This is a genomic window from Domibacillus robiginosus (assembly GCF_000966195.1).
GTDB classification, from domain to species: Bacteria; Bacillota; Bacilli; order Bacillales; family Domibacillaceae; genus Domibacillus; species Domibacillus robiginosus.
The window spans coordinates 153,335-178,024 of the sequence record NZ_LAHL01000009.1; the positions used below are offsets into that span (position 1 = coordinate 153,335).

Annotated in this window: 29 protein-coding genes; 3 read left to right on the plus strand and 26 right to left on the minus strand. The window is 46.6% G+C overall.

Translation table 11 applies throughout. The features are described 5' to 3' along the window. Positions 1-9 precede the first annotated feature (9 nt). The 8 genes from resB to VP97_RS05900 all read right to left on the minus strand — a co-directional run bounded on the left by resB (position 10) and on the right by VP97_RS05900 (position 7,242). Positions 10-1,626 (minus strand): cytochrome c biogenesis protein ResB, encoded by a 1,617-nt coding sequence (gene resB / locus VP97_RS05860; RefSeq protein ID WP_050180756.1) that lies wholly within the window; start codon positions 1,624-1,626, stop codon positions 10-12. Positions 1,627-1,639: 13 nt separating this feature from the next. Next, positions 1,640-2,176 carry a thiol-disulfide oxidoreductase ResA gene (gene resA / locus VP97_RS05865; RefSeq protein WP_050180757.1) on the minus strand — a complete coding sequence of 179 codons (537 nt, stop codon included), beginning with the start codon at positions 2,174-2,176 and terminating at the stop codon, positions 1,640-1,642. Positions 2,177-2,303: 127 nt separating this feature from the next. Continuing rightward, positions 2,304-3,035: a pseudouridine synthase gene (locus VP97_RS05870; RefSeq protein ID WP_050180758.1), complete on the minus strand. Its 732-nt coding sequence runs from the start codon at positions 3,033-3,035 to the stop codon at positions 2,304-2,306. 715 nt (positions 3,036-3,750) lie between these two features. Beyond that, entirely contained in the window at positions 3,751-4,260 is a 510-nt protein-coding gene (locus tag VP97_RS05880; RefSeq protein WP_050180760.1) for a spore maturation protein, read from the minus strand. Further along, positions 4,260-4,841 (minus strand): nucleoside recognition domain-containing protein, encoded by a 582-nt coding sequence (locus tag VP97_RS05885; protein WP_050180761.1) that lies wholly within the window; start codon positions 4,839-4,841, stop codon positions 4,260-4,262. The genes VP97_RS05880 and VP97_RS05885 overlap by 1 nt, the downstream gene beginning before the upstream one ends. Beyond that, positions 4,835-5,890, minus strand: coding sequence for a D-alanyl-D-alanine carboxypeptidase family protein (locus tag VP97_RS05890; RefSeq protein ID WP_050180762.1), 1,056 nt, complete (start codon positions 5,888-5,890; stop codon positions 4,835-4,837). The genes VP97_RS05885 and VP97_RS05890 overlap by 7 nt, the downstream gene beginning before the upstream one ends. Before the next feature lie 54 nt (positions 5,891-5,944). After that, positions 5,945-6,517, minus strand: coding sequence for an SMC-Scp complex subunit ScpB (gene scpB / locus VP97_RS05895; protein ID WP_050180763.1), 573 nt, complete (start codon positions 6,515-6,517; stop codon positions 5,945-5,947). Further along, positions 6,514-7,242 (minus strand): segregation/condensation protein A, encoded by a 729-nt coding sequence (locus VP97_RS05900; RefSeq protein ID WP_050180764.1) that lies wholly within the window; start codon positions 7,240-7,242, stop codon positions 6,514-6,516. The genes scpB and VP97_RS05900 overlap by 4 nt, the downstream gene beginning before the upstream one ends. A 145-nt stretch (positions 7,243-7,387) precedes the next feature. Here VP97_RS05900 and VP97_RS05905 point away from each other — a divergent pair, with 145 nt between their 5' ends. After that, the gene (locus VP97_RS05905) at positions 7,388-7,903 is read left to right on the plus strand and encodes a DUF309 domain-containing protein (protein ID WP_050180765.1); all 516 of its coding nucleotides are present in this window, start codon (positions 7,388-7,390) and stop codon (positions 7,901-7,903) included. 7 nt (positions 7,904-7,910) lie between these two features. On the opposite strand, the gene VP97_RS05910 is transcribed toward VP97_RS05905, so the two are convergent. The 15 genes from VP97_RS05910 to VP97_RS05980 all read right to left on the minus strand — a co-directional run bounded on the left by VP97_RS05910 (position 7,911) and on the right by VP97_RS05980 (position 20,551). Then, positions 7,911-8,264, minus strand: a complete 354-nt coding sequence (locus tag VP97_RS05910) for a GNAT family N-acetyltransferase (RefSeq protein WP_050180766.1) — start codon at positions 8,262-8,264, stop codon at positions 7,911-7,913. Between the two features lie 193 nt (positions 8,265-8,457). Next, complete coding sequence (gene lysA, locus VP97_RS05915; RefSeq protein WP_050180767.1) at positions 8,458-9,777, minus strand: diaminopimelate decarboxylase; 1,320 nt, start codon at positions 9,775-9,777, stop codon at positions 8,458-8,460. Between the two features lie 106 nt (positions 9,778-9,883). Beyond that, complete coding sequence (locus tag VP97_RS05920) at positions 9,884-11,305, minus strand: spore germination protein (RefSeq protein ID WP_245629845.1); 1,422 nt, start codon at positions 11,303-11,305, stop codon at positions 9,884-9,886. 15 nt (positions 11,306-11,320) lie between these two features. Then, a complete protein-coding gene (locus tag VP97_RS23735; RefSeq protein ID WP_245629846.1) occupies positions 11,321-11,776 on the minus strand; it encodes a stage V sporulation protein AB in 456 nt (151 codons plus the stop codon). Next, complete coding sequence (locus VP97_RS24700; protein WP_050180769.1) at positions 11,739-12,335, minus strand: stage V sporulation protein AA; 597 nt, start codon at positions 12,333-12,335, stop codon at positions 11,739-11,741. Before VP97_RS24700 ends, VP97_RS23735 begins: the two co-directional genes overlap by 38 nt. Before the next feature lie 40 nt (positions 12,336-12,375). Continuing rightward, the gene (gene sigF / locus VP97_RS05935) at positions 12,376-13,113 is read right to left on the minus strand and encodes an RNA polymerase sporulation sigma factor SigF (RefSeq protein ID WP_050180770.1); all 738 of its coding nucleotides are present in this window, start codon (positions 13,111-13,113) and stop codon (positions 12,376-12,378) included. 18 nt (positions 13,114-13,131) lie between these two features. Beyond that, entirely contained in the window at positions 13,132-13,572 is a 441-nt protein-coding gene (spoIIAB, locus tag VP97_RS05940; RefSeq protein WP_050180771.1) for an anti-sigma F factor, read from the minus strand. Continuing rightward, positions 13,557-13,919: an anti-sigma F factor antagonist gene (gene spoIIAA / locus VP97_RS05945; protein WP_050180772.1), complete on the minus strand. Its 363-nt coding sequence runs from the start codon at positions 13,917-13,919 to the stop codon at positions 13,557-13,559. Before spoIIAA ends, spoIIAB begins: the two co-directional genes overlap by 16 nt. Before the next feature lie 461 nt (positions 13,920-14,380). Further along, on the minus strand, positions 14,381-15,685 hold the full coding sequence (locus tag VP97_RS05950) for a pyrimidine-nucleoside phosphorylase (protein WP_050180773.1): 1,305 nt from the start codon (positions 15,683-15,685) through the stop codon (positions 14,381-14,383). Between the two features lie 15 nt (positions 15,686-15,700). Then, a complete protein-coding gene (locus tag VP97_RS05955; RefSeq protein ID WP_050180774.1) occupies positions 15,701-16,516 on the minus strand; it encodes a purine-nucleoside phosphorylase in 816 nt (271 codons plus the stop codon). Further along, complete coding sequence (gene deoB / locus VP97_RS05960) at positions 16,513-17,694, minus strand: phosphopentomutase (protein ID WP_050180992.1); 1,182 nt, start codon at positions 17,692-17,694, stop codon at positions 16,513-16,515. The genes VP97_RS05955 and deoB overlap by 4 nt, the downstream gene beginning before the upstream one ends. Before the next feature lie 150 nt (positions 17,695-17,844). Continuing rightward, positions 17,845-18,735, minus strand: a complete 891-nt coding sequence (gene xerD, locus VP97_RS05965) for a site-specific tyrosine recombinase XerD (RefSeq protein ID WP_050180775.1) — start codon at positions 18,733-18,735, stop codon at positions 17,845-17,847. A 51-nt stretch (positions 18,736-18,786) separates the two neighbouring features. Continuing rightward, complete coding sequence (gene fur, locus VP97_RS05970) at positions 18,787-19,272, minus strand: ferric iron uptake transcriptional regulator (RefSeq protein ID WP_050180776.1); 486 nt, start codon at positions 19,270-19,272, stop codon at positions 18,787-18,789. Between the two features lie 55 nt (positions 19,273-19,327). Then, on the minus strand, positions 19,328-19,957 hold the full coding sequence (gene spoIIM, locus VP97_RS05975; protein ID WP_050180777.1) for a stage II sporulation protein M: 630 nt from the start codon (positions 19,955-19,957) through the stop codon (positions 19,328-19,330). A 48-nt stretch (positions 19,958-20,005) separates the two neighbouring features. Further along, positions 20,006-20,551 (minus strand): NUDIX hydrolase, encoded by a 546-nt coding sequence (locus VP97_RS05980; RefSeq protein WP_050180778.1) that lies wholly within the window; start codon positions 20,549-20,551, stop codon positions 20,006-20,008. Positions 20,552-20,618: 67 nt separating this feature from the next. On the opposite strand from VP97_RS05980, the gene VP97_RS05985 reads away from it, so the two are divergent. Further along, positions 20,619-21,542: an aldo/keto reductase gene (locus tag VP97_RS05985; protein WP_050180779.1), complete on the plus strand. Its 924-nt coding sequence runs from the start codon at positions 20,619-20,621 to the stop codon at positions 21,540-21,542. Further along, complete coding sequence (locus tag VP97_RS05990) at positions 21,491-22,453, plus strand: alpha/beta hydrolase (RefSeq protein ID WP_082220248.1); 963 nt, start codon at positions 21,491-21,493, stop codon at positions 22,451-22,453. The genes VP97_RS05985 and VP97_RS05990 overlap by 52 nt, the downstream gene beginning before the upstream one ends. A gap of 50 nt (positions 22,454-22,503) precedes the next feature. Here the strand turns inward: VP97_RS05990 and VP97_RS23740 are convergent, their stop codons facing one another. The 3 genes from VP97_RS23740 to VP97_RS06000 form a co-directional block, all read right to left on the minus strand. Continuing rightward, on the minus strand, positions 22,504-22,749 hold the full coding sequence (locus VP97_RS23740) for a hypothetical protein (RefSeq protein WP_156153428.1): 246 nt from the start codon (positions 22,747-22,749) through the stop codon (positions 22,504-22,506). Between the two features lie 63 nt (positions 22,750-22,812). Next, positions 22,813-23,589 carry an SDR family NAD(P)-dependent oxidoreductase gene (locus tag VP97_RS05995; protein ID WP_050180780.1) on the minus strand — a complete coding sequence of 259 codons (777 nt, stop codon included), beginning with the start codon at positions 23,587-23,589 and terminating at the stop codon, positions 22,813-22,815. Beyond that, positions 23,579-24,541 (minus strand): MBL fold metallo-hydrolase, encoded by a 963-nt coding sequence (locus tag VP97_RS06000; RefSeq protein WP_050180781.1) that lies wholly within the window; start codon positions 24,539-24,541, stop codon positions 23,579-23,581. Before VP97_RS06000 ends, VP97_RS05995 begins: the two co-directional genes overlap by 11 nt. Between the last annotated feature and the right edge of the window lie 149 nt (positions 24,542-24,690).

Sequence of the window (24,690 nt, forward strand, 5' to 3'; positions counted from 1 at the left end):
TGTGCCCCCTTACTCCTTTTGTCTGTCTTCCGGCCTTGGAATGGTTGTTCCCTCGAGCACTGCTTCAATGTCGCGTTTGAGTCCGTGCCAGTTTTTATTCGTATGACCCGCTGCATAGACTTGTCCATTTTTTTCACGAACCCAAAGGCGGCGGTGATTCCAATATGAGCCCTGGATTACGCCGATCATAAAAATAAGACCGCCTGCTGCTAGAACGGGGAGTGTCAAGTCTTTTCGAATCGTGAGGGCCGATACATCACGAGTATCCAGACTTTTAAAAGCCATTTTGAATGTTGTTTCTCCAAGCGGCTCCATCGTATTGCGAATTTGCGCAAAGCTCACTTCACCCTCTGGTGTCTGCGGCGTAATCATGTTAAATAAAAATGCTGGATTGTTTGGCAGCGGTGATTTAGAGGTCGGTTCACCTTCTTGTGTAAATCCGTCAAAATCCGGATAATAGCCAAGCAGCTCCACTTTGTACCCGCCGCCAAGATCATAGGAGGCCTGCTGATCAAACAAGTCGACCACTATCTCCCCGAATTCTTCACCTGTTTCTTTGTTTGTAAGAGCAAAATGCATTGCTTTCATTTCATCCTGGCGGAAGCTTGTTTGATACACCGCAAACTGACCAAACTTCATCGGCTGATTTACTTGAATCGCGTCCCTTTGCACTTCTTCAAGCTTCGGCGATGCACCCGGCAGCTCATTGTTTTCGTTTTTATATAAAACCGCATCGGTCTGATAATTTTTCGCCACCGTCCCGACGCGGTTAATCGCCTCGTTAAACACTTCAGGATCTTCGCCTGCCTGGTAATTTTCAAGCGTAAACCCGTTGTTTTTCACGTAATACTCGCCGTTTGTGCCGGGAACCTGCAGTGTCTCCCCTTCCCGAATCCAAAGCAGCTCATCTATGTACATGCCAGGAACTGAACGAAGCAGCGCACCAAGCAGGAAAATGATTAAGCCGACATGGTTCACATAAGGACCCCATCTCGTAAAGCGGTTTTTTTCCGCTAAAAGAGCCCCGTTTTCCATGCGGACTTTATATTTCTTTTTTTCCAGAGCTTCTTTTACCCGCTGCCATTCCGCCCGCTGCAGGGTTCCTTCCCGCTCGGCAAAAAGGCGCTGCTTTTTCATGAATGTTTCATGCCGGTCAACACGTTGATTTTTAAGCGCCCGATACAAAGGCACCACCCGGTCCAGACTGGCAATTACTAGCGATACACCGAGTGCAGCAACAAGTGCACTAAACCAGAGGGAGTTGTATAAATCATGAAAGCCAATCAGATAATAAAGCTTACCGAATGTGCCATATACATCCTCGTAATAGGTTTCAGGCGGAACATTCGAGGGAATATAAAATTCCTGAGGCAAAATCGTGCCAAATGACGCTGCTACGAGAAGCAGCACAATAATCCAAATGCCTACTTTTACAGACGAAAAAAAATTCCAGACTTTATCAATCAGTGTTTTGTTATAGGTTTGTGAACGACGTGCGCTTCCCTCATAACGCATGTCCACAAGCTTGTCCTGCTTCGCTTTTTCCGTCAGCGCCCGCCCGCATGACTCACATAAAATCGTGCCATTCGGGTTTACACGACCGCATTCACATTTCACTTTCCCCATACAAAAACTCCCTTTACGATGATGGTTTTACCCGTTCAAACAGCGCACGCACCTGTTCCTCTTGAACAAGGCCGCCGATGACAATTTGATCGATCGTGCCATCCGGCTTAATCATGAATGTTGTAGGAAGCGGGTCAACCCCGTACGTATCCATCACTTCTTTTCCCGTATCGATGGCCATTGGGAAAGTCAGTCCGTACTGTTTGGCAAAATTTTCAACTTGAAAATCCGATTCGCCTACATTCACCGCTACAATTTCTACCTGGCCTTTATATTCTTTTGCCAGCTTTTCCATATGCGGCATTTCTTTTTTGCACGGCTCGCACCACGTTCCCCAGAAATTCAGGAAAACGCCTCTTCCTTTGTAGTCGGAAAGCTGGTGTGTCTGCCCATTTACATCCTTCAGGACAAAATCCGGCGCTTCGTCTCCTTCTTCCAGAATGCCACGTGATTCCTTTGTGACATTTGTATAAAGCGTATACATTACAAGGCCGGCTAAAACCGCTAAAATAGCGGTTCGCATAACCAGTCGTTTTTTCTTTTTCTCCATCTGACAGCCTCCAGACCCCATTACACTATTCAGGTGTGAGTAAAAACTACATTTATTATATCATTATTTTTTAGTGTAAATGAAAACGGCTTCAATGTTTAAATGTGACAGTTTTATGTCCTGGATCTTAACGGAGAGAGCCCGTTTCAGCAAGCGTACGCAGCTGTTTGATTTCGTGGGCAGTCAGCTCACGGTGTTCGCCCGCATTCAGTCCGTGCAGCGTCAGGTGGGCAAATCGATCACGGCGAAGCTTTTGTACCGGATGGCCGATCGCTTCAAACATGCGGCGCACCTGGCGATTTCGTCCTTCATGAATCGTAATTTCAAGCAGTGAGCGGTTTTTCTTGCGGTCAATCGACAGCTCTTTGATTTTGGCAGGCGCTGTCATTCCGTCTTCCAGCTTGATGCCGCTTGCCAGCCGTTTTAACAAATGTCGCTGTACAATGCCTTCTGTTTTGGCAATATACGTTTTGTCCATTTCATAGCTTGGATGCGTCATTAAGTTGGCGAATTCACCGTCGTTTGTTAAAAGCAGAAGCCCGGATGTATCATAATCAAGACGTCCGACTGGAAAAATACGCTCTTCTACTTCCGGGAAAAAGTCCACGACGGTTTTTCTTCCTTTATCATCCGTTACCGCTGAAATGACACCGCGCGGCTTGTAAAATAAATAATACACTTTTCTTTCTCTTTCAAGCGGTACGCCCTCTACCCGGACATCGTCATTCAATCCAACTTTTGTGCCAAGCTCTGTTACTTTTTTTCCGTTAACGGTTACTTTTCCTTCTTGAATAAGCTGTTCTGCTTTTCTGCGCGACGCAACTCCCGCCTGCGCAATCACTTTTTGCAATCGTTCCATCTATTTCACCTCTATAATTGTTCTTTCATCCATTAAGCATTATGGCACAAATATTGAAAAAGGAAAAGAAAACAAAAAAAGCGCAGAATAAGTCTCCGTTTCCTCCCCTTGTACCTGCCTTCCTTTAACACTGCCACAATCCGGGCGCTTTTATTCGAGCGCCCACCTACATAAAAAAGCCTGGCTATAGGAGCCAGGCTGCATTCTGTTGAAATAGGATGTTGTCAAGCTGCATCATCCTCAAAATCTACATATGTAGTGACCGCTCTTAGCCGAAGCATAGAAAAAGCAGCATTCGCGCGGCTCCGCTTTCCAGGGGCAGGCAGTGAGTTCGTCTCTTAGGAGTCTACGCCCCGCGCCTGCCGCCTTAGTGGGGAGCAAAAGAGACCAGTGAAACCCGGTCTGCTTCCCTTTCTTTGCTGGAAGGAACAGAAAAACTCTTTCAACCTACCTGTTTTTCAGAAGCACAACGGGCGGAGGGCTGGCGGCGCAGACTCCCGTGGGACGAGCGGACAAGGTGAAACAGGCAGCGCGAAGCGATGGCTGGTTCAGCGTTCGCCCCTGCTGTTAGCGCAGCCGTCAGCCAGCAGCCCACTGACGCTGTTTTTCAAAAAGGGAAGGCTTTTGGGCAAGCTAAAAAAGAAACACGCCACATACACTTTTTGAAAAAACGAATGTCCGCTTGACCTCTTTTTTTCAATACTAAAAAACCTGGCTACAGGAGCCAGGTTGCGGCAAGAACCGAAAATAAAAACGCAGCTGCATCTGCAAGGAGGCCAATTTTCAAGGCATCACCTGTTTTCTTGATTCCAACGGCCCCAAAGTACACCGCCAGAACGTACAGAGTTGTGTCTGTACTGCCCTGCATGATAGCCGCAAGCTTTGCAATGTACGAATCCGCTCCATGCTCCTGCATGATTTGGTCAAGCATCGCAAGCGTCGCGGTCCCTGAAATCGGGCGCATGAGCGCAAGGGGCACCACATCGGCTGGAATACCCACCAGCGAGAGAAGCGGCGCCAGCCAGGAAGCTAGCTCACCAGCTGCACCTGAAGCACGAAAAATCGTCACAGCTGCCATCATAATGACCAGGTGCGGAACGATCGATATCCATGTCTGCATACCTTCTTTGGCACCGTCGGTCAGCGTTTCGTAAATATTCACTTTTTTAAACAGGCCAATTCCGATTACCGCTGCTACAATGGCGGGCACAAGCCAAACAGCCATTATCGTCTCCTTCTAAAAGCGTAATAGCGGTCAAGCACAATCGCGAAGAAAAAAGACAAAATAGTCGCAACCAGGGCCGGGATAATAATATCGGTCGGATCCGTTGCGCCATTTTTCATGCCGATGGCGATAACCGTTGTCGGGATCAGGGTGATCGCCGCTGTGTTAAGAGCCAGAAACGTAATCATGGAACGGCTTGCCGTATCCTGATCACCGTTGAGCTTTTTCAGCTCGCGCATAGCTTTTAATCCGATCGGGGTCGCGGCATTGCCCAGCCCGAAAAAATTGGCCGCCATATTCGAGGCAATATAGCCAAAAACAACATGTCCATCCGGCACTTCTGGAAAAAGCCGAGCTAACAGCGGCTGGACTGTATCCGCAAGGCCTTTTACAAGACCCGCAGCTTCCGCTGTTTTCATCACACCCGTCCAAAACAGCAGAATGCCGGCAAGGGAAATGGCAAGCTCAATCGACTGCCCCATTGACTGAAACAGCGCTTCATTTACCTCGGCCATTGTTCCATTCACGGCCGCAAAAATAAACCCGGCAAGGATTAAAAAAGCAAAAGCAACGCTTACCATGCCATCAGCTCCTTTTTCAGCTTTTCCCACAGCGAGGCAGCTGGTGGTTCTTTTGTTTTATAAACGACGAAGGATGCTTTTTTTTCTTTATCAATCCATAATTCCGCTGTTCCTTTTTGCCCGGAACCGAGCACCAGCCGAATATAAGCTGATTTTTTCTCCTCCGACGTCATCGGATACTCCACTTGCTTCTTTGCATAAAACAGCTGCTTTTCCCCCGGAACAGCGAAAGGTGTTTTACCGGCAATCACAACCGGTTTGTAAGAGTCAAACCCATAGTTAAACAAAGCCGTGTGATCGAGCCAGTCGTCCGGCGCATTTAATGTCACAACCGCCAGCGTCATCCCATCTTTCTCAGCTGTCGTAACCAGTGTACGTCCGGACTTTTTTGTAAAACCGGTTTTTCCGCCTGTAATCATGCCGCCGCTTCGAACGAGCCGATGCTTGTTTTCCCAGACACGAATAGGCTTGCTTTTCGTTTTAAATAAGTCAGTTGAAACAATTTTCCGGTACGTGCTGTTTTTCATCGCCTCAGCCGTCAGGAGAGCCATATCGTAAGCGGTCGAATAGTGGGCAGGATCATCAAGCCCATGCGGGTTCATAAAAGACGTGTTGCGCATGCCAATTTCTTTCGCTCGTTTGTTCATCAATGCCGCAAACTTTTCAGGCGTCCCGCCAACATGCTCGCTAATCGCAATCGCCGCATCATTTCCGGAGCGAAGCATTAAGCCGTATACCAGCTCCTCCAGCGTCAACTTGTCCTTCTTTTCCAGGTAAAGACTAGACCCTTCTATTTGACGGGCACGGTCGCTGATCGTGACTGTTTCATTCAGCCGGCCCGATTCAACAGCGAGCAGCGCAGTCATGATTTTTGTAATACTCGCAATCGGCCGGCGGGCGTGTGCATCTTTTTCAGCCAAAACTCGTCCGCTTTCCATGTCCATCAATACTGCCGTTTGAGCGGAAAGAGACGGTTCTGCCCTGACAGCGTTCGGTGTCATAGAAAGCACGAGGAGCAGGATGAAAGCAAACATCCTCTTTTTTTTCATCAGTCCGCTCCTTTCTTTTTTCATTACTATATGAAAAAAGAAAGACGAGCATGACTAATCCTCAAGGGCTTCTTCAAATCGGCCGAAAAACAAGTCGGCTTCCTGCTGCATCGCTCCATCGCTTTCTTCAAGCGGTGGTAAATCGGTGATACTTTTAAGCTGGAAGGCATCTAAAAATTCATTTGTCGTCGCATACAAAATAGGCCGGCCGGGGGCATCCGCGCGGCCCGCTTCCTCAATCAGCCCCCGTGCGCACAAAGTGGCAATCGGACGCTCTGTTTTAACCCCTCGAATTTCTTCTACTTCAATACGTGTCACCGGCTGATTGTAAGCAATAATAGCCAGTGTTTCCAGCGCTGCCTGAGAAAGCGTTTTTGGAGATGGTTTTTCGGCGAGCCTTTGAATAAAAGCTGCATTTTCCCCTTTTGTCATCATGCGGTACTCATCACCGAACGAGGTAACGACCGTTCCTCTCATTTCGTCCTGTTTAAATGTTCTTTCCATCGACTGAAGAATGTGTTGAACCTCTTGCACAGTCAGTTCCATTACTTCAGCGATTTGCCCGGCAGTGAGCCCTTCATCACCAGCCGCGAACAGCAAGCTTTCAATAATGCTTTCATGTTTCATGTTTGGTTTCCTCCAGCCGCTACATACAGATCGGCAAAATTTCCTTTTTGTGAAACAACAATTTCATTTTGCTTCATTAATTCTAAAATGGCTAAAAAACTCACCACAAGCTCGTCCCGTTCGTGAGAATCAAACAAGTCGTCAAACCGAATCGGCTCTTTGGACAGCCGCAGCTTTTCTTTTAACAGATTCATTCTTTTTTCTACGGAAAGCTCTTCCCGCCGAACGGTAGCCCTTGGCGGAACAGCCAGCTTTTTCCGACGGGTCATTTTTTGAAAAGCGCCGAGCATATCAAAAAGCGATACATTGAGCGGCCCTTCTTCATTGGACCCAAAAAGCTGATCAGCAGGAGGCCTTGAAAAAAGCTTGGTTCGTTCTTCTTCAAGCTCGTGCAGCCGGCCGGCCGCTTCTTTATATTTTTTATATTCCATTAACCGGCGGGCCAATTCCTCTCTTGGATCTTCCTCTTCCACAAAATCTTCTTCTTCCTCCGAATGATCCGGAAGAAGCGAACGGCTTTTCATCGCAATTAATGTGGCGGCCATCACCAAATATTCACTCGCTACATCAAGCTCGAGCTGCTGCATCGTATTCACGTATAGCAGGTATTGATTGGTGATTTCCGATACAGGAATGTCGTATATATCAATTTCAAGCTGCCCAATCAAGTGAAGCAGTAAATCAAGCGGCCCTTCAAAAGAATCAATTTTCACTTTATATTCCATTGGTTGCTCTCCTGTACTTCTTGCATTTTTCATATTCTGTTCCCTGTCGCCGGTCATCAAGGCATCCAAACGGCCGCTATTGAGAAAAAAATTAAATCATGATACGCTTACCTTCAATTCAACCACTTGAACTGGGGGAAACCAAATGTATTCATATCCAGTGCCTTACCTTGCTTTTTTGGCACATTTTCATATCGACCGTGATTATTTTGAATGCCACGAGCTGCTAGAAGAATACTGGAAAAAAACAGATGGCGCGCGTGATTCCGTCTGGGTTGGCCTTATCCAGAGTGCTGTTTTCCTTTATCATTATCGGCGCGGAAACAAAGGCGGCGCCATCCGTATGGCCCAAAAATCAATCACCTGCTTTATCCGCCGCCAGGAAGCCCTCAGGGAGCTTGGCATTGATGCAGAGCGCTTTCTTCTCCTGATTGAGCAGGCGGCAGATGATGTAGAAGCCGGTGTTCCTTTTGAGCCCATCGAGATCCCGATTGCCGATCCACAGCTTCAAAATGAATTTGAGCAGTTTGCTGCTGCTTTTCAGCCGGAATCCGATGAACAATTTTTAATCAACAAACACAAATTGCGCGACCGCACGGATGTACTAGAAGCCCGCACGGCGGCCATCGCATTAAAAAAAGCCGGTAAGGTGACGAGATAATCGTCCTTTACCGGCTTTCTTTCGTACACTTTTCAAAAAATCGGTTCGTTGCTTCAGTGGGCGCAACAGTCCGGTCCGAAAATAATTTTGTTACAGCAATCAGCATTTCCGTTCCAATTCCTTCATCGCGGAAAGATGGATTGACTGCAATGTGCAATATTTCAGCTCTTGTATCGCTGAGGGCTACCCCTATTACCCCTACAATGTCCTCGTCTTCTCTCCAAAGAAACAACTGTTTGTTGTCGTCTGCTTCATAACTCTCCATCGTTTCAGTCAGCGTCCGAAGCTCTTTTTCACGAGGCATATAGGAAAGTAAGCCCATTGCAATTTTTTTAAACGATTTTTTATATCGAATCAGCATTTAAAATCCCTCTTCAATTAGCAGGATTTACCTGCTTGATATCGCCACGTACATTATCTTACTAAATCTAGAGCTCGTCCGCAAGAGGCGATGTTATTGTACAATGAAAAACCAGTAGTACAGTCCCCATACCAGTGCAAATAAAGTAAGCAGTATAAGCAGAAGAACATTATTTTTCATTTTGATGGCCCAATCAGTTTGTCTGCGGCAGCCCGAGCGGCAAGTCCAGCTTCACTAAATCATCAAATGTTTCACGGCGTATGACTAGTCTGGCTTCACCATTTTCCGCAAAAACAACGGGCGGGCGCGGAATGCGGTTGTAGTTATTCGCCATAGAATAGCCATATGCCCCTGTGCAGAACATCGCAAGCAAATCTCCTGCCTGTGCTTTTGGAAGCGGCAGGTCCCAGATGAGCATGTCGCCTGATTCACAGCATTTTCCGGCAATCGAAACCGTTTCTTCAACTGGGTCATTTACCCGATTTGCGAGCACCGCTTCGTATTTTGCTTCATACAAAGCAGGACGGATGTTGTCACTCATGCCGCCGTCTACAGCCAAATATTTACGCACATTTGGCACATCCTTCACGGAACCTGTTTCATAAATGGTCACACCCGCGTCTCCGACAAGAGAACGTCCCGGTTCAATCCAAATTTCAGGCATGCTCATGCCGTATTTTTTCGTTTCACTTTGTACTTTGCTGATGATTTCTTCGACATAAGCGGCAGGCTTAAGCGGATCATCTTCCGCTGTATAGCGGATACCAAAGCCCCCGCCCAGGTTCAGCACTTTTGCTTCAAAGCCTAGGCGATGGTGCCAATCAGCCAATTTTCCGATAATTTTCTCAGCAGCTAAAACAAAGCCGGTTGTTTCAAAAATCTGCGATCCAATATGACAATGAAGGCCGAGCACACGGACAAATGTTTGTTCTCTTGCTTGCTCCAGCGCTCTTTCTGCTTGCCCATTATTTAAATCAAATCCAAATTTCGAATCTTCCTGACCCGTTAAAATGTAATCATGTGTATGAGCTTCAATACCCGGTGTAATGCGAAGCAAAATATCCATTACCTGACCGCGTGCTTCACTGATCTCACTGATAAGCTTCAATTCATGGAAGTTGTCAACCACGATACAGCCAATTTTTGCTTCAAAAGCCATTTCAATTTCTTCACGGCTTTTGTTATTTCCATGAAAATGGATCCGCTCTACAGGAAAGCCGGCTTTTTGAGCTGTATACAATTCTCCGCCTGATACAACATCCAGAGAAAGTCCTTCCTGCTCAGCCAGCTGCATCATCGCTACCGATGCAAAAGCTTTGCTTGCATACGCTACTTGTGCCGTAACCCCTAATTGATCAAATGTTTGTTTAAATCCTCTCGCGCGCTCACGGATAAGTGCCACGTCATATAAATAAAGCGGCGTGCCAAATTGAGCGGCTGCTTCTACTACGTCCACGCCGCCAATCTCTAAATGTCCGCGGTCGTTCACAGCTGCTGTCCCATATGTGTGCATGTGTATTATCGCCCCGTTCTATTGTCTTTATGCCGTTTAACCGGCATGAGAATAAATGTACTATATCATACATTTACCCCCTGCTCAATATACGAAATATTGCCGGTCAGGAAGACTTGGTTCGGTTGATTTGGGGGATACCCGTTTGCTCAGGCGCCTGTCTTCTAATTAAGATGGTCCAAAGCGACGATGCATCAAAGGGAATAAGCGGCCACAGATAGGGCGCGCCAAATGGCTTTAAACGAACGAGATATAAAAATACAAGCATAATGGATATGACAAATCCGACCGGGCCAAACAGCGCGGTTCCCGCCAGTATAAACAGGCGTGTAAGTTTATTGGCGAGTCCTAATTCATAACTTGGCGTCGAAAAAGTACCGATCGCAGCAAGAGCAGTATATAAAATCACTTCCGGCACAAAAAGCCCCGTATCAATCGCCATTTGCCCGATTAATACAGCAGCGACAAGTCCCATAGCGGTCGAAAGCGGCTGTGGTGTATGAATAGCCGCGACGCGCAGCCACTCGATGCCGAGATCGGCGATGAAAATTTGCACAGCAAGCGGAATTTCTGTTTCTTCACGGGGACCGATAAATGCGAGTGATTGGGGAAGCATGTCAGGATAAGCGGCAAACAAATACCAGAGCGGCAGCAAAAAGATGGACATCCATAAACCGACAAAGCGAAGCAGGCGGATAAATGTACCGGCTGCCGGAAGCTGTCTGTATTCTTCTGCGTGCTGCATATGCTGCAGGAAAGTAGCCGGCATAATCATGACTGCTGGTGATGTATCGGTATAAAGAAGAACATGCCCTTCGATTAAATGGGCAGCGGCAATATCCGCACGCTCTGTGTACCGAACAAGCGGATAGGGATTGTAGTGCTGTTTAATTAAAAATTCTTCTACGGTTTTATCTGCCATTGGAAGACCGGCCGTTTTAATAGAAGAGATTTCTTTTTTGATTCGTTCGACCAGCTCTTGAGAAGCTACTCCGTCCATATAGCCGACAGCAAGGTCCATTTGCGAAACACTGCCTGCTCTCATGATCTCAAAACGAAGCCGTCCGTCACGGATTCTTCTGCGCGTTAAAGCTGTATTGACAATAATATTTTCAACAAAGCCGTCGCGGGATCCGCGTACCACTTTTTCTGTATCCGGCTCAGCCGGCTGCCGCCCCGGGTAACTTCTTACGTCGACAATAAAAGCTGTTCCCGGTACAGCAATAACGATAAGCCCGGACATCACAGCGGCCGGCAGTTTTGAAGGATCCGCCACTTCCTCGACTGCCTGATGAACAAGGTGTTCCTTCACAAGAGTGGCAGGTGTTTTCCCTTCTGTCTTTTCAAGCGGAAGAAAGGATTCCATGATTTCAATAATAAATCTGGTTTCACAAAGCCCATTAATAAAGTAAATGTGAAGCGGCTCTCCGGCAACTGTCAGCCGTCTTACACCAGTGTCAAAGCTTTTGCCGATTCCCGCTTCTTTTGTTAAATACGCATCCAATTTTTCTGGCGTCATGATGTTCATCTTGCTGCCTCCCTTTTACATCGGTGAAAAAAAAATCCATTGAATGAGTGAGCCGGTTATTTTGCCGAGCGCAACCGCCATCATCAGCATGTTAATCTCTGTGAAAACACCTACTCGTCTGGCCAGTATTGGAAACACATTCAGTACTTCTGTCAGGGCAGCCGCGCCCATGCCGATAAACAAGCCGCTGAATAAACCGATAAAAGCAGTTGTAACAGATGGCCAGTGAAAATGCGTATTAAAAATATGCAGAAGTGTTCCAGTCAGTACACCAAGCACTAGCGAAAGCTCATACAGGTGAATATACGGCTGTGTTTTCGTAGCTGACATCAGTCTAGGGATCACGCCCAGGACTGAAATAAACGCCACATATCCGGCACCTGTAGCCAATCCGCCTGATAGCCCTAAAAACACGACAAAAAGCGTCATCATGCTAAGGCTTTTCCTTTTCGTTGGCTGCCAGATACGCATTGATATCTTCCTCGTACTTGAACATTTCTAAATCAAGCGGTCCCGGCTCTTCATTGAGCCTTTTTTGCCAGAGCCGATTAAAAAATAAAATCATACCAAGCCCAAGCCCTATCGAATAAGGGATTTGCAGGATAAGCGGGTTTTCATTTTTAATACCTGTTATTTTTTCGTATAAAAGCGCATGCACTTTCTGCATGGATACATCCTCGTGAAAATTCATAATCGTCAGGGCAGCCCCTGTAAACAGCACAATCCACACAAAAGCTATTTTCCACAGTGGAGCCCGTACACTGACCGGCTGAAGACTGACAATCGTTTCGGTTTCACCGGTGATCACTGTTTGTGCGTCTGGAAAAACGGTTTTTAACGCTTTAATCACATCCAAAATCGTTACAATCACCACGTTGCCTGAAGATGGCTTCGCTGTTTTCACGATGAGCTTCTCTAAGATGGGTTTTGCGTCCTCGTCCACTTCCGCTTCGGCCACATCAAAAAAAGAAATGCGCCGTTCGTCGAGGCGAACATGGCGCTTTAAGGTGATGTATACGATTTGACTCATAGCAAGCACCTCCGCTTTTTACGAAGTTTCCCCGTGCTGACTATGTTTTATTCATATCTGACCGCAGGCTTTTAATAATCTGCTTTTCAAGCCTTGAGACTTGAACTTGCGAAATTCCAAGCCTGCTTGCCGTTTCTGACTGCGTACAATCTTTGAAAAACCGGAGAAATACAATCAGCTGTTCGCGCTCTGGCAGTTTTTCAACCGCTTCTTTTACGACCAGTGACTCAAACCACTTGGCTTCTGGTGCCGCAAGCTGATCAAGCAGTGTAATAGGCTCTCCTTCATTTTCATAAACGGTTTCGTGAATAGACGCCGGACGCCGTGAGGATTCCTGGGCCATCATAGCTTCCTCCATCGATATGCCAAGCTTTCCGGCCAGCTCCTGTACAGTCGGAGGGCGGCCGCTTTCTGCAATAAACGTTTCCCGCTCGCGCCTCATTTTTCCTGCCGTTTCCTTTAAGCGCCTGCTTACCTTTACTTCCCCATCATCACGCAAAAACCGCTGGATTTCACCGATAATCATCGGCACCGCGTACGTGGAAAATTTGACGTTATAAGAAAGGTCAAATTTATCAATACATTTAATTAAACCAATACAGCCGATTTGAAATAAATCTTCTGACTCATGACCACGATTTAAAAATCGATGCACCACTGACCAGACGAGCCGTGTATTCCACTCCACCAGTTTATTGCGTGCATCTACATCGCCCGCCTGACTTTGTCGGATCAGCTCTTTAACTTCGCCATCGGATAACTGCACGGCCTGCTTCATTGGACATCCGCTCTTTCCTTATACACAGTTAACACGCTTTCCCGCCAGCCGTTTTTTAAAGCGAACAACCGTGCCTGCAGAAGTGCTGGACTCAACCTCCAAAAAGTCAGTAAAATGCTCCATAATTGTAAATCCCATACCGGCTCTTTCCATTTCCGGTTTTGTTGTGAAAAGAGGCTCTTTCGCTTCTTCGATATTTCCGATCCCACGCCCTTCGTCGCGGATAATCACGTCAATTTCTCCATCCTCAATGGTGGCGCTAATATAAACAATTCCCGCTGGATTACTGTCATATCCGTGAATGATGGCATTGGTTACTGCTTCTGAAACAGCTGTTTTTAATTCGGCTAAATCGTCTACGGTAGGATTGAGCTTGGCTGCAAACGAAGCAACCGCTACTCGCGAAAATGCTTCATTTTCTCCAAGTGCGTTAAATGAGATCGTCATTGTGTTTTGCATGAAGATTCCTCCAATCTCTCCAGTGCTTCTTCTTCTGTTTGATCTACATACATAATTTTAAACAGCCCTGAAAGCTGAAACAGGCGTTTCACCTGTGTATTTAATCCACAAACCGTTACACTCCCGCCCATTTCATTTACCTGACGATAGCGCCCTAGAATCACCCCTAGGCCCGAACTATCCATGAAAGGCAGACCCGATAAATTCCAGACCAGATGCTGCGTTTGATTCTTGTCTATCTGCTGCTCCGTAAATTCCTTTACCTGCTCGGAATAATAGTGATCGAGTTCTCCTGTTAACCGAATAATGAGAACCTTTCCTTTCGCTTCTGCTTTCATGGTCACCATTGTCATTCCTCCTTTACATGCTGATACGTTACATTCTTCCTTGAAGAGCCGTTTTCCTCCCCTTTGCCAAAACTAGAAAAAAGCTCCCGATTTTCGACAAAAAAAAGGACTGATATTTGTCAGTCCCTAGTGTTGAAAAACAAAGAAGTCAAGAAGAAATTTGGTTTTCAAAAAGTTTATGTGGTCTGTTTCTTTTTTAGCTTGCCCAAAAGCCTTCCCTTTTGAAAAATAGCGTCAGTGGGCTGCAGACTGGCGGCTCCGCTAACAGCAGAGGCGGAGACGATCTCACCGCCTGCCCCCTTAGAAAGCGGAGCCTCGCGAATGCCGCCCTTTCTATGCTTCGGCTAAGAGCGGTTACACATAAGGGATCAAGCTAGAGCGAAAATGTCCATAAACAGTCCGATTTCGAAGATGATTTAGCTGAACAACATTATATTTCAACAGAAGGGAGCTGACATTTGTCAGTCCCTGATCACTTTATGAATAAGCGTTGGCCGTTCTACCTGCGTACTTGAGAAATGGTATGCCTGCTTTACTTTTTCTATCGAGTCTTTTGGCGACTCGGTATCGGCGTGAAGGGTAACAAGCACTTCTCCTTTTTTAACCGAATCTCCAATTTTTTTCTTTAAGGTAATGCCGACCGCATGATTGATTTTGTCTTCTTTCGTTGCACGGCCTGCCCCTAAATACATAGCGGCTACCCCAATTGATTCCGCATCAATTTCAGCTACGAAGCCTGCCTCATCCGCTTCTACATCAATGTGAAAAGCAGCCTGCGGAAGCGTCGCAGGATCATCAATCATCCCCACATCGCCGCCCTGGGCAATAACAAACTGGCGAAACGCTTCAAACGCTTTACCGTTTTCGAGGTTCGCCTCAAGCGCGGCGCGTGCTTCATCATAATGGCTGAACGCGCCGGCAAGAACGGTCATATGAGCAGCAATCTCAAGCGAGAGAGTCCGCAGATCCTCTACGTTTTCTCCCTGCAAAATCGCCGCCGCTTCTTTGATTTCATTAGCATTGCCGACTTCAAACCCGAGCGGCTGGTTCATATCGCTGATAATCGCCACCGTTTTACGGCCAAGATTGTTGCCGATCGCAACCATTTCTTTTGCCAGCGCTTCTGAATCTTCAAGCGTTTTCATAAATGCGCCGGAGCCCGTTTTCACATCTAATACAATACTGTCTGCACCAGAGGCAAGCTTTTTACTCATAATCGAACCGGCAATAAGCGGGATCGCTTCAACCGTTGCGGTTACATCACGCAGTGCATACAGCTTTTTATCAGCTGGAGCGAGATTCCCCGTCTGACCGGCAACTGCAAGCTTATGTTTATTTACATTGTCGATAAACTGCTCTTTAGACATTTCAATTTGAAGGCCCTTGATCGCTTCAAGCTTATCAAGCGTCCCTCCCGTATGACCGAGACCGCGGCCGGACATTTTTGCAACAGGAACACCGGCCGAGGCCACAAGCGGTCCGACAATAAACGTCACTTTATCGCCGACTCCGCCTGTTGAATGCTTGTCAACTTTATGTCCTTTGATGCCGGACAAATCGATTGTCTCTCCAGAATCGACCATCGCTTTTGTTAAAACAGCTGTTTCCTGAGGTGTCATACCTTGAAAATAAATTGCCATCATAAAAGCGGATGCCTGATAATCCGGAATATCACCTCGTGTATAGCCTTGAACAAAAAATTGAATTTCCTCGTCTGTCAGTGTCTCGCCGTTACGCTTTTTATGAATTACGTCTACCATCCTCATTCATCTATCACACCTTTACAAAGATTGAACAATCTCTTTCACGTAAGCAAGAAATTCCGCCCGTACCTTTTCTGTTGTTTCAATGACTTCGTCATGTGCAAGCGGCTGGTCCAAAATACCGGCTGCCATGTTGGAAATACAAGAAATACCGAGTACATTCATGCTGCTGTGACGGGCTGCAATCACCTCTGGCACAGTGGACATACCAACTGCATCGGCGCCAAGTACACGTGCCATGCGCACTTCTGCCGGCGTTTCATAAACGGGGCCTGTATTAGCCGCGTAAACGCCCTCCTGTACTTTCAAGCCGATTCGCTCCGCAGCTTCTTTCGCCAGTGCCCGCAGCTCACGGCTGTAAGCAATAGACATATCAGGAAAACGCACGCCAAGATCCGGTTCGTTTTTACCGATCAGCGGATTCCCGCCCATTAAGTTTAAATGATCCGAAATGAGCATCAAATCACCAGGCTGGAACGATTCATTTACGCCACCCGCTGCGTTTGTTACGATAATTGTTTCGATGCCAAGTGCTTTCATCACTCGAACTGGAAAGGTGACTTCCTGAAATGTATAGCCTTCGTAATAGTGAAAGCGGCCTTTCATCGCGGCGACTGTTTTGCCGGACAGGGTTCCAATAACAAGCTCCCCGGCATGTCCCTCTACTGTAGAAACGGGAAAGTGCGGAATGGTTTCGTATGGAATTGAAACAGCATTTTCTACTTCATCCGCTAATACACCAAGGCCCGATCCCAGGATCAGTCCGATTTCTGGTGTTTCGTTCAGCTTTTCTTTTAAAAATTGTGCCGCTTCTTTAATATGTTGAATGTTCATTTTAATTCCCCCATAAAACTATTTCCATGCTCTGGCGCTTTCACGTTAAAGTTGTCTGCAACCGAGGCCCCGACATCTGCAAACGTTTGGCGAAGAGGCAGTTCTTTGCCTTCAGCAAACGCTTTTGAATAAACGAGAAGCGGCACGAATTCACGCGTATGGTCTGTGCCGTGATGGGCAGGATCATTACCGTGATCCGCTGTTAGGATCAGCAAATCCTGTTCAGTCAGTTTTTCCATAAGCTCTGGTAGCCGTGCATCAAATTCTTCCAGTGCTCTTCCGTAGCCCTCCGGATCCCGGCGATGGCCGAAAAGAGCGTCAAAGTCAACCAGGTTTAAAAAAGATAACCCGGTAAAATCTTTTTCGGCTGTTTGGATAAACTTATCCATTCCATCCATATTCGATGCAGTCCGAATCGCTTCGGTCACGCCTTCCCCGTCATAAATGTCTGAGATTTTCCCTACCGCGATCACGTCAAATCCTGCATCCTTTAATTCATTCATGACAGTACGCCCAAACGGTTTTAGCGCGTAGTCATGCCGGTTAGCTGTTCGCTTAAACTGCCCTGGCTCCCCGACAAATGGGCGGGCAATCACACGACCGACCATATAATCACCGGTTTTGGTCATTTCACGGGCTGTTTCACAGATACGATACAGCTCATCAAGCGGTACGATATCCTCATGAGCAGCAATTTGCAAAACGGAATCTGCTGATGTATAAACGATCAGAGCTCCGGTCTTCATATGCTCTTCTCCAAGCTCATCTAAAATTTCGGTACCGCTGGCCGGCTTGTTTCCAATAATTTCGCGCCCTGATTTTTCTTCTAATTCATTAATCAGTGAAGCAGGAAAACCATCCGGAAACACCTGGAAAGGAGTATCGATACGAAGACCCATAATCTCCCAGTGACCTGTCATTGTATCTTTCCCGTTAGATGCTTCCTGCATTTTCGTCCAAAAAGCAGCTGGTTTTTCCGCTTTCGGAATCCCTAAAATATCTTTTATATTTGATAAGCCAAGCGCAGCCATATTTGGCATGTTAAGCCCGTTCATTTTTTCGGCAATATGCCCAAGTGTATCAGCACCTTCGTCTCCGAAAGCAGAAGCATCAGGCGCTTCTCCAATGCCTACTGAGTCGAGAACAATTAAGTGAATCCGTTTAAATGGGTGGTCCATCTGGCCGATTCTCCCTTCTACATAACCTTCAGTTTTATTTGTACCCAGATTGCCTGACAAATCATGCCCTCTTTCTTAATTGTCAGAAGTCTGACTTCTCATTTCTAGTATAATCCATTCCTTCCTAAAAAACAAAACGCGCCCACTTTTTTAGGCGCGTGGATGAAATTGACTGTATACATCTTTTAATCTTGTTTTTGTGACATGTGTATAAATTTGAGTGGTTGATATGTCTGCATGACCCAGCATTTCCTGCACGGCCCGAAGATCAGCTCCATTTTCAAGCAGATGCGTCGCAAACGAGTGACGAATCGTATGCGGCGTTAGTTCTTTTTCTATTGTCGCTTTTTTCGCCAGCGCTTTAATGACCTTCCAAAATCCCTGCCGCGTCAGCCGCTGCCCGTAATGATTTAAAAACAGTGCTTCATCGCGCCGCTTTGCAGAAACAAGCTTCGGACGTCCATCCTGTAAGTATCGTTCGATGGCATTCAGCGCATGACTGCCTGCCGGGATAATTCTTTCTTTGCCGCCTTTTCCGGTACAGCGGACAAATCCCATGGTTAAATGGACGTCCTCTTTATTAAGGGCCGTTAACTCACTCACCCGGAGTCCTGACGCATACATCAGCTCAATCATTGCTTTGTCCCGCATGCCAAGCGGCGTTTTCGTATCCGGTGCAGCAAGGAGCGCTTCTGTTTCATCCATATTTAATACCTTCGGAAGCGTACGGCCGGCTTTTGGTGTTTCAATGTGATGAGTGGGGTCATGTGTACTAATCCGGTCTTGAATTAAAAAATGATGGAACGAGCGGATTGTTGAAATATGCCGGGCAATCGTCTTTGATGATTTTCCCTGATTACGCAGCTGCTCCAAAAAGTGCATAATATGCAGACGGCTGACATCTGATATGTTCACCTGTTCTACTTTTTCTATGTATTCTGTGTAATGGCGAAGATCACGCCGGTATGCTGAAATCGTATTGTCAGAAAGTCCCTTTTCTACAAGGGAAAAATGGAGAAAATCATTTACATGCTCGTTCATCCGCCCGCCTCCTTCATGATAAAAAAACCTTTCGACCCGAATCGAAAGGTTTTATTCTACATGCTGCTTTTCCAAGTCTTCCTGTTCATCTTCTGGTTGTTTCGAGTGGCATCTGCTGCAAATCCCATGAAAAGTTAGCCGATGGTCTTTAATTTTAAAATTCCATCTGCTTTCCACAATCGCTTCCACATCATCAAGCAAATCTTCTTGAATTTCATCCACCGCGCCGCATTCAATGCAAACAAGGTGATGATGAAAATGCGCAGCACCCTCCTGGCGAAGATCATAGCGGGAGACACCATCGCCAAAATTTATTTTATCAACTACTTTAAGTTCATTTAATAATTCAAGCGTTCTGTAGACTGTGGCCAACCCAATTTCAGGAGCTTTTTCTTTAACGAGGAGGTACACGTCTTCAGCACTTAAGTGATCCTCTTCATGCTCAAGAAGAACACGCACAGTAGCTTCGCGCTGCGGTGTTAATTTGTAGCTTGCCGCATGCAGCTGTTTTTTTATTCGGTCAATCCGGCTTTCCATATTTGTTCCCTCCCTCGCCGATGTACTCCTTATTATAACAAAAGCCGCCAATGAATCAAAAGAATTTATTTACGAGAATATTCATAAACTGGCTTGAAATAAACGCCTCCGTTAAAGAAGCAAGCAAAATAGCGGCAGCCCCCGCTGCAGCATACCCCAGATACGTAAAAAAGCTTTTCGTTACCGGGAGCGGCATCGTCTGCCGGCTTGTAATTTTTTTGACCAGACGAATGGAACAGGATGCCGACATCACAGCTGTAAACAGAAAAACCGGAATCAAAATAAGATTTTGCGGCAAAATAGACAGTAACGACAAAAATAGCCCGTCCCATTTCATTTGCTGAATAAGAAAGCCGACAGAAAAACCGGTTACAGCTCCTTTAATAAAAAGAAGAATAAAAATAAGCGGCAGCCCGATAATCGAAATGCCGGCGATCCACATCGCACCCGTAAATTTCAAGTTATAAATTAAACTTTCTAGGAAAAGATCAGTTGGGTTCGCAACGGTTCCGGATGAAGACTGCCCGAAAAACTCTTTTACATACGTATACAGCTCTGATTTCTGCACTGGCTCCATGCTGTTCACCGTAATGGCGCCAAAGGCTGTTCCTGTCATAAACAGTACTGCTGTAAACAAATATAGTGCCGCTCTTTTTTGAATGTGTTCGATGATGGCAGTCCACATAGATGGAGGCCCCCTCTCTTTTCGCACTATATGAGAGGGGGCTCCTTATTATGCCAGGCTGTTTAAACGGATATATTGCAGAGCCCAAAGTGTTTTAGCATCAAAAATACGTTCGGTTTTCGCCAGTTCCTCTGCTTCTTCCAGCGTGACTTCGAGCAGGTCTACAAACTCATCTTCATCTGCTACAAGTCCGCCCTCAACCTTTTGAAGCTTCTCCGCTAAAAATACATGAACGAGTTCATCCGCGAATCCAGGCGATGTGTAAAACGATTGAATATGTTTGATGCTGCCCGGACGATATCCTGTTTCTTCCTCCAATTCCCGCTCCGCACAGAAGGAAGGCTCTTCTCCCGGCTCTAGTTTCCCGGCCGGCACTTCTACAAGCGGACGCTCCAGCGCTTTACGGTACTGTTCTACTAAAATAATTTTCTTTTCATCTGTAATCGCAATCACACAAACCGCTCCGGGATGCTTAATCAACTCTCGTTTTGACCGCTTCCCGTCTGGCAGCAGGACGTCATCAACTCGTACTTGAATGACTTTACCGTCGAAGATCGATTCTGTTTTCATTGTTTTTTCTTCAAATTTGTGCATACATGCCCCTCTTTTCTATTTTTTTCTTCCATATGATACACTGTACAAAAAAGGAAGGTGTTGCAAATTGAATAAACGCGAAATTGGAAAATCTGGACTTTACGCGAGCGAGCTTGGTCTTGGATGCATGTCTATCGGCATTGAGGAAAAGCAGGCAGAAACACTTTTAAAAACGGCTTTCGACGAAGGCATCACGTATTTTGATACTGCTGATTTATACGACTTTGGCGTCAACGAACAGCTTGTCGGCAAAACACTGCGCGCGGTTCGCGACGAGGTCGTGATCGCAACAAAAGCAGGCAACCGCTGGACCGATTCAAAGGACAGCTGGACATGGGATGCCTCAAAGGCGTACATAAAAGAAGCAGCCAAGCAAAGTTTAAAACGGCTCGGTATTGACTATATTGATTTGTATCAGCTGCACGGCGGCACTCTTGAAGATCCAATTGATGAGACGATCGAAGCGTTTGAGGAATTAAAAGCGGAAGGCTTTATCCGCGCTTACGGTATTTCCTCTATTCGTCCGACAGTAATTAATGAATATGTAAAAAGATCGAATCTTTCAAATGTCATGATGCAGTACAGTATATTAGACCGCCGCCCTGAAGTGCAGGCGCTTCCTATTTTAACAGAGAATGGCGTCACTGTCGCTGCGCGCGGCCCGATAGCGTTTGGGCTCCTGAGCAGCCACTGGCGTATTAGGCTTGCTAAAGCATCCAAAAAAGGGCTTAGCTGGTACAAGGAGCCAGAGCTTGAAAGAACGCTGTCAACAATTGAAAGCAGCCTGCCAGAAGGACGTACTTTAAACGGGCTCGCTTTCCGTTATGTACTGGGACACCCGGCTGCTGCTACGGTTGTGGCTGGAGCAAGCTCAGTGGAACAGTTAAAAGAAAATGCCCGCGCGGTACAAGAAGCCCCGCTGACGGAGGAAGAATATAAATGGATACAAGATATCTCAAAAACAGCCGACTACGACGCGCATCGGCTTTGAAAAACGGAATTGTCGCCAGTGCTTCGGCAGCACTGGCTGTAGCAGGAACAGGTCTTTATTTGTCGCAGCGGATATTGCATATTGCCAAAAAAGCGGAACAAGCGGTTGCAGAACGTGAAACAAAAGCCGGCCGGTTCGATGCCGAACTTTACGAGCAGCTTCCGAAAGAAGATGTATGGGTCACTTCTATGGACGGGACCCGGCTAAAAAGTGTTTTTATTACACCCCGCCCTGGTCAGCCGTATGTTATTTTTTGCCACGGCGTGACGGAGCATAAAATTAACTCTGTTAAATATATGAATCTATTTTTAAAACGTGGCTTTAATGCGATTCTTTTTGACCATCGCCGGCACGGGGAATCAGAAGGAGCCCTTACAAGTTATGGGCATTTTGAAAAGCACGATTTAAAAGCGATTACAGATGAACTGGTTCGACGGGAAGGTGAAGGGATTCGTTTTGGTATTCACGGGGAATCGATGGGTGCCGTGACACTTTTACTTTATGCCGGCACCGTAGAAGACAAAGCATCCTTTTATGTAGCCGACTGCCCCTTTTCAGATTTTCGCCAGCAGGTGCGACATCAAATGAAACGGGAGCTTGGCTTTTCTCCTCCCTTTTTTATGACTATTGCCGAGTGGGCTGTTTGGCTGCGTGGCCGCTATAAAATGGCAGAGCTGTCCCCCCTTGAAGCAGTTCAAGCCATTGAAAAGCCGGTTCTTTTCATCCACAGCAAAGATGACGATTTTATTCTGCCGGATATGACAGAAGCACTGTTTCATGCAAAAAGGGGTCCAAAACAGCTGTTTATGGCCGAGCATGGCGGACACGCTCAGTCCTATAATGAAAACCCGGAAGAGTATGAAAAAGCCATTGATCAATTTTTAAAAGAGTTCAACTTATACCCATCATAAAAAGAAGAAGAAATGGGCTCCTTCTAGTGTACAGACAAAGTCTTTCGCTTTTAAAAAAAGAGCCGATAAGTAGTGTTGAAGATCAATGAGCTAAGGACTGGATAGACATTTTCTCTTTTTTCAAAAGAAAAATATATCGTTTTTAGCTTTATATATTCTTGGGGCAAGCCACTTGGCGGCAGGAGGGCAGCGCAGACTCCTATGGGACGAGCGGGCAGTTGAGACCGGTGAGCAGTCGGGCTCAGCGCCTGCCCCAGGGAAAGCGAAGCTGCCTGGATGCCGCCGATCCATTTCATTCATGTGTACGGTCACCCATATCCTTTGTCTACAGTCTGAAAGGAGCCAGAACTAGGCTCCTTTTATTTTTTGAAGAAAGCGTTCCTGCCCAGCTTTTCAACAGTATTTGGAATCAAGGAATGAATCCGGCTTCCGGCGGCCATCCAGCGAGGCAGGTTTACTTCCCGTACCGGCCGGCCGATAACCGCTACCGTTTTTTCGGCTACTTTATCCGGCTTCAGCATAAACCGGCCGGCGTTTTTTACGTACGTGCCCTCCGGGTCGGCCTGATTAAAAAATGGTGTCGCGATAGGACCTGGATTAATGGCCGTTACAAAAACACCGAAGCGGCTCATTTCCATTCTCAGGCTGTTTGTGTATCCTAGCACGGCATGCTTTGTGGCTGCATAAACAGCAGACTTTGGCGTAGCCATTTTACCAGCTTGTGAGGCGATATTAATAATATGCCCGCTCCGGCGTGCCATCATTTGTGGAATGACCTGCTCGCAACACCCGATAAGCCCGCTGACATTTACGTCTATCATCTGCTTTGTTTCTTCAGGCTTGGATTCATGGGCCCATGTAAAAAAGCCAACACCGGCATTGTTGATCAGCACATCAACAGTGCCAATTTCCTCGAATACCTGTTCCATTCTTTGCCTATCCGTAACATCGGCCTCAAACACCCGTACAGAAGCGCCCTTGTCGAGCAGCTCCTGCTGCAGCTCCTTTAACCGGTCAAGGCGCCTGGCAAGAAGAACAAGATGAAACCCCTTTGAACCGGCCCTTTTTGCGAGCTCTGCTCCAAGCCCGGACGAGGCGCCCGTAATCACGACTACTTTTTGATGATTATGCACCATAGTAGTAAATCGCTCCATCTTCTACCCGGTCTATACGAATACTTCCCTGGTCGAGCAAATAATCCACCTGTCCGACTGTTTCAGACAGCGTTAAGCCGGTTTCTTTTTGGTACACTTCCGGGAACAGCCGGATGCATAACTCAAATACGGTCATCGGCTGGCGGCGAAGCATCGCTAAAACGAGCATCGCCCGTTCGTGCTGCCGCTCAAAGCGACGATGAAGCAATGGCACGATGGATGTGAGGTCATTTCCATGCCCCGTCATTACCCGGCTGATGTCAAGATCCATCATTTTCTTTAGTGACTGTTGATATTGAAGCAGTGATTTGCTTCGTTCATCCCCTGGTTCCATAGGGGGTTCAATTAAAGGATTGGAAGAAACGGTTTTTAGGATGTGATCACCCGCTAAAAGGAGCCCGTCCTTTTCCCGGAAAAAAACAAGGTGGCTCTGTGCATGGCCCGGAGTTTCAAAAACATGAAAATCCGGCAGGCCTGGCACGCGATCTCCTTCTTTTAAAAAGCCGCTGAGCCGACTCCGCTCTGAGCCGAAGCGAAGCGTTTTTTCTAAATTGCCGGCCATCTCTTTCATTTCCACCGGAATGCCAAACTCCTTGAAAAGCGTTCCAAAAAATACATTCCGCCAGCGCATAAACGGCTCATTGCAGGAAAGCCAGTTTTTCGCATATTCATGGCCGTATATGTCCACATTAAAATGATCAAGAAGTCCAGTGTGGTCAGGGTGATGATGAGTCAAAACCACCTGCTCAATATCTGAAAGCTGATAGCCGGCCTCTTTTATCCCTGCCCGAAACGCTGCTTCCGCTTCCTCCGTACGAACACCTGCATCGATAAGCGTTAAGCAGTCGCCTTTTACAAGATATGTATTGACGTCGCCAATAGGAAACGGCGTCGGCACGGTAATTTTAATAATGTCTTCATACTGTTCAACCATTATGTATCACCTCATTCTGACTAAAGTATGCATCCTATCTTTGTTCAGTGTAGCGTTTCGTTAGTGAACTGTCATTCATTTCTTTTTCACCTCTTGACAGATGATTGATTATTCCGCATAATCACTTGAAAAGTCAAAATGTTTAGTCA

What these genes read in the sequence shown, in the direction of transcription:
- resB (WP_050180756.1), bottom strand. Translation starts at nt 1,626, where the DNA reads ATGGGGAAAGTGAAATGTGAATGCGGTCGTGTAAACCCGAATGGCACG.
- resA (WP_050180757.1), bottom strand. Translation starts at nt 2,176, where the DNA reads ATGGAGAAAAAGAAAAAACGACTGGTTATGCGAACCGCTATTTTAGCG.
- VP97_RS05870 (WP_050180758.1), bottom strand. Translation starts at nt 3,035, where the DNA reads ATGGAACGATTGCAAAAAGTGATTGCGCAGGCGGGAGTTGCGTCGCGC.
- VP97_RS05880 (WP_050180760.1), bottom strand. Translation starts at nt 4,260, where the DNA reads ATGGCTGTTTGGCTTGTGCCCGCCATTGTAGCAGCGGTAATCGGAATT.
- VP97_RS05885 (WP_050180761.1), bottom strand. Translation starts at nt 4,841, where the DNA reads ATGGTAAGCGTTGCTTTTGCTTTTTTAATCCTTGCCGGGTTTATTTTT.
- VP97_RS05890 (WP_050180762.1), bottom strand. Translation starts at nt 5,890, where the DNA reads ATGAAAAAAAAGAGGATGTTTGCTTTCATCCTGCTCCTCGTGCTTTCT.
- scpB (WP_050180763.1), bottom strand. Translation starts at nt 6,517, where the DNA reads ATGAAACATGAAAGCATTATTGAAAGCTTGCTGTTCGCGGCTGGTGAT.
- VP97_RS05900 (WP_050180764.1), bottom strand. Translation starts at nt 7,242, where the DNA reads ATGGAATATAAAGTGAAAATTGATTCTTTTGAAGGGCCGCTTGATTTA.
- VP97_RS05905 (WP_050180765.1), top strand. Translation starts at nt 7,388, where the DNA reads ATGTATTCATATCCAGTGCCTTACCTTGCTTTTTTGGCACATTTTCAT.
- VP97_RS05910 (WP_050180766.1), bottom strand. Translation starts at nt 8,264, where the DNA reads ATGCTGATTCGATATAAAAAATCGTTTAAAAAAATTGCAATGGGCTTA.
- lysA (WP_050180767.1), bottom strand. Translation starts at nt 9,777, where the DNA reads ATGCACACATATGGGACAGCAGCTGTGAACGACCGCGGACATTTAGAG.
- VP97_RS05920 (WP_245629845.1), bottom strand. Translation starts at nt 11,305, where the DNA reads ATGAACATCATGACGCCAGAAAAATTGGATGCGTATTTAACAAAAGAA.
- VP97_RS23735 (WP_245629846.1), bottom strand. Translation starts at nt 11,776, where the DNA reads ATGCGTATCTGGCAGCCAACGAAAAGGAAAAGCCTTAGCATGATGACG.
- VP97_RS24700 (WP_050180769.1), bottom strand. Translation starts at nt 12,335, where the DNA reads ATGAGTCAAATCGTATACATCACCTTAAAGCGCCATGTTCGCCTCGAC.
- sigF (WP_050180770.1), bottom strand. Translation starts at nt 13,113, where the DNA reads ATGAAGCAGGCCGTGCAGTTATCCGATGGCGAAGTTAAAGAGCTGATC.
- spoIIAB (WP_050180771.1), bottom strand. Translation starts at nt 13,572, where the DNA reads ATGCAAAACACAATGACGATCTCATTTAACGCACTTGGAGAAAATGAA.
- spoIIAA (WP_050180772.1), bottom strand. Translation starts at nt 13,919, where the DNA reads ATGGTGACCATGAAAGCAGAAGCGAAAGGAAAGGTTCTCATTATTCGG.
- VP97_RS05950 (WP_050180773.1), bottom strand. Translation starts at nt 15,685, where the DNA reads ATGAGGATGGTAGACGTAATTCATAAAAAGCGTAACGGCGAGACACTG.
- VP97_RS05955 (WP_050180774.1), bottom strand. Translation starts at nt 16,516, where the DNA reads ATGAACATTCAACATATTAAAGAAGCGGCACAATTTTTAAAAGAAAAG.
- deoB (WP_050180992.1), bottom strand. Translation starts at nt 17,694, where the DNA reads ATGGACCACCCATTTAAACGGATTCACTTAATTGTTCTCGACTCAGTA.
- xerD (WP_050180775.1), bottom strand. Translation starts at nt 18,735, where the DNA reads ATGAACGAGCATGTAAATGATTTTCTCCATTTTTCCCTTGTAGAAAAG.
- fur (WP_050180776.1), bottom strand. Translation starts at nt 19,272, where the DNA reads ATGGAAAGCCGGATTGACCGAATAAAAAAACAGCTGCATGCGGCAAGC.
- spoIIM (WP_050180777.1), bottom strand. Translation starts at nt 19,957, where the DNA reads ATGTGGACTGCCATCATCGAACACATTCAAAAAAGAGCGGCACTATAT.
- VP97_RS05980 (WP_050180778.1), bottom strand. Translation starts at nt 20,551, where the DNA reads ATGCACAAATTTGAAGAAAAAACAATGAAAACAGAATCGATCTTCGAC.
- VP97_RS05990 (WP_082220248.1), top strand. Translation starts at nt 21,491, where the DNA reads ATGGATACAAGATATCTCAAAAACAGCCGACTACGACGCGCATCGGCT.
- VP97_RS23740 (WP_156153428.1), bottom strand. Translation starts at nt 22,749, where the DNA reads ATGAAATGGATCGGCGGCATCCAGGCAGCTTCGCTTTCCCTGGGGCAG.
- VP97_RS05995 (WP_050180780.1), bottom strand. Translation starts at nt 23,589, where the DNA reads ATGGTGCATAATCATCAAAAAGTAGTCGTGATTACGGGCGCCTCGTCC.
- VP97_RS06000 (WP_050180781.1), bottom strand. Translation starts at nt 24,541, where the DNA reads ATGGTTGAACAGTATGAAGACATTATTAAAATTACCGTGCCGACGCCG.